This is a genomic window from Oscillibacter sp. KLE 1745, assembly GCF_000469445.2.
Taxonomy (GTDB): Bacteria; Bacillota; Clostridia; order Oscillospirales; family Oscillospiraceae; genus Oscillibacter; species Oscillibacter welbionis.
The window spans coordinates 1-3,112 of the sequence record NZ_KI271727.1; the positions used below are offsets into that span (position 1 = coordinate 1).

General features: G+C 54.3%; 1 protein-coding gene. It reads right to left on the minus strand.

All coding sequences use genetic code 11. From position 1 onward, the window contains the following. Positions 1 to 231: 231 nt before the first annotated feature. A partial coding sequence (locus HMPREF1546_RS19205; protein WP_021751908.1) for a hypothetical protein occupies positions 232 to 3,112 on the minus strand: 2,881 nt, incomplete at its 5' end.

Here is a 3,112-nt window from a genome sequence, read left to right on the forward strand (position 1 = left end):
CGGCCTCCAGGAATTTTCCTGGAGGCCGCGGCTGTTGGGAAGATGGACGCTTGCGCGTCTGGATTTATGGGCTGTTTCTGCCGGGGCGGCCTGGCGACTTTCTCAGAAAAATAGTTCCTGCTTGTTTCTGGGCTGACTACCTGTGCACGGGACTAAAATGAGCAAAAGCCCCCACTCTGAAAAGAGTGGGGGCTTTCGTTATAAAGAAATGCTGATATACCGAAAAGAATCTCAGGCGTTGGCGTCAGCCAGGGTGACAGTCAGAGTGATGTCATTGGTGATCGGAGTGCTGTCGGAAATCTTAACCGTCAGGGTTTGAGAGTCCGCAGTACCGCTGGACTTGGGAGCGATATCGCCAGCATCCCACAGGGAGACGTTTGCCACATCGCCGGTCAGAGCACCGCCATTGTTGCTTGTAACTGTGGTAACGATGATGCCCGCGGTCAGATTAAAGTCTGCGTCGTTCTTAGCAGCCAGCGTGATCTCGATTTCGACATCTTCACCGGACTTGATGTACAGGGCGTTGTCGCCGAGCTTGGAGGCTTTAACGGAGATGCTAGAGTTATCAGTCAGACTATCATCACCACTCAGGTTAACCGTTTCGTTAACCTTGTAGAAGCCATCTTCGTATTTGTAGCCATCCTTGATGGTAGTGCTATTGTCAGTGGTCACCTTGTGGTCGACAGTGCCGTCCTTATCAGTGATCTCTACATACTTGCCTTTCAGAGCCAGGTCCTTGATCGTGGTGGACGCAGCCAGCAGCTTGGCAGAGCCGTTGATGGAGACCGCATAGCCCTCAATGATTCCAGTGCTGGAGTTGAACTTCGCAGCGCCTTCCACATCATTCAGAGTGAACTCATAGGTGCCGCTGTTGTTCTTAATTGTACCGACCTCATAGCCCTTGTCGGCCAGGGCGGTCTTCAGGTACTCCACGGCATCCATGGCGTTGGGCTTATCGGTGCCGGTGCGGTAGGTGACCGTCATGCTGTTGAGATCGGAGATGTCCACTACCACATTGGAGGGGATCTCCACCTTGCCGCTGTCCTTCTCATCGTCCTCAACGGTCTCAATGAACAGGGACTGCACCAGATAGTCGCTGATTACAGCATAGACCTTATCGTTGTTGTCCTTCACCACGGAACGGTAAGAGCCGGTGCTGATGTTGCCCTTCTTGTCGACGGTGTAGAAGGCGGCGTCATCATCCACACTGACAGTCCAGTTGTCATCCGCAGTATCCAGAATGACGGTGTAGTCGCCGGAACGCTTGTCAACGCCGGTGCCACCGTTCACAGCCTGCTTGGAATCCGTGGTGTTGTCAAAGGAATCGTAACGGGTCACCTTGGTGATGACGCCGTACTTATTGGTGGAGAAACTCTTGTACAGGCCGTTCAGCCCATCTCCCAGCTCCTCGGCCACCTTGACAGTGGTGATCTCGCCGTTGACAACAGCATTGTACTCGAAGTAGTCGTCATCCGCGTCGTGAATCAGATCGGAGACAGACTCGCCGGCCAGGAACAGCATCTTGGAGCTGTCGTCCTCCACGTCCACCTTGGACTCGGGCATGATGAACATGACAGTGACCATGCTGCCGTTCTTGCAGAAGTAGTACACGTCGACCTGACGATCCTTGCCGCTGGCAGCCGTAATGCTGGGTGCGTTCTTGATGCCAGTATAGGCGGTGTACTCGTCGGTGTCCTCGGTATCCTGAACCACAAACAGGGTCTTGGAGTTGGCGGTCACGGCAGTGCCGTCCACATTAATGCTGGCCTTGTCGTTCTTCAGAACGAAGTTGGAAATATCGGTTTCTTTTACAGTCTTGTTATAGCCACCCTTGTCCTGCTTGGAGGAAACTTCCTTCAGCGTGTAGACATTGTCGGAATCCACCTTGTAAGTAACAATGGTGTTGTCAGCAATATCGTTGCTGTAGTCTTTCTCGGTGGTGACTACCTTGGTGGTGCCGTCGGCAAACAGGAGCTCGGCCTTCTTGCCGACGAAGTCACTCTTGTTGGCGGTGGCCAGCACCAGGGCATAGTCCTGAGCGGTCAGTTCCTCTTCCTCGATGTAAATGACATAGCCATAGGCATCCAGGTAGACGGTGTAGTCGTTCTTCACGCTCACGTCACCCAGCAGCTCACCGGAAACGGTCCTGGAGGTCTTGTAAGCGGTATCAGCAATGGTCAGCCCCTTATTTTCATCGTCAGAGGCTTTGTTGATAACCTTGGTCACGGTGCCGGAGACTTCCTCAGCTGCGGCAACCGACTTCACTTCCTCAGCTGCTTCAGAGTAGGTGTACAGGACATAGGCGTCCTCCTCGAACTCCTCGTTGGTCTCGAACTCCAGATTGCCGCTCTCGGAGGGCACGACATCCAAGGTGGAGACAACCACATAGGCGTCCTTCTTAGAAGTGGCGGCCACGTTTTTGCTCACTTGGCCCACATAGGTGTTGACCTCGGTGATAGTGACGGTGCCGTCATCCTCGTCATAGAAGACTTCGGTCAACACACCGTTGGCACCGAACTTGGTGTCATCGTCACCCTTCTTGATGGCCACGGGCAGCTGATCCTTCATGTTGGGGTGATCCTTGGAGGAAACGCCGTCCACATACACAGAGACATCGTCCTTGGCAACGGTCTTGTTCAGGCCCAGATCCTTGTAGATGTCTCCCACTTCCACCTTAGTGGTGTAGGTGGCGTCAGCATCCTTGGCATAGGTGCCGATCTCGTCGGACTTCAGGGTCCAGACGTTGGAGGGGCGAGCAAAGTCATCCTCGCCGCTGTCATCCAGTCTCAGATCAGTGAAGTACTTCTCAGCAAACTGCATCTTGCCATCGGAATTGATGTACTTGTCGCTCTTGCCGTTGTTCTCCACATCGGAACGGCTGGAAGTGGTGTTGATGGTGATGTCACCCACAACGATGGTGTTCTGCTGGTCATACTCCACCATGGTGGCCTGCAGCATGTTGAACGCATACAGGGCAGCCTCCTGGCGGGTCACGGCCTTGGAGCCCACGAACTCGTCGTTGCCGTCGTCCAGGCCAATGCCCACGGCCTGCTTGATGACGGACACGGTCCAGTTGGGGCCGGTGTAGCCCTCGATGGAGCTGTCATAGCCC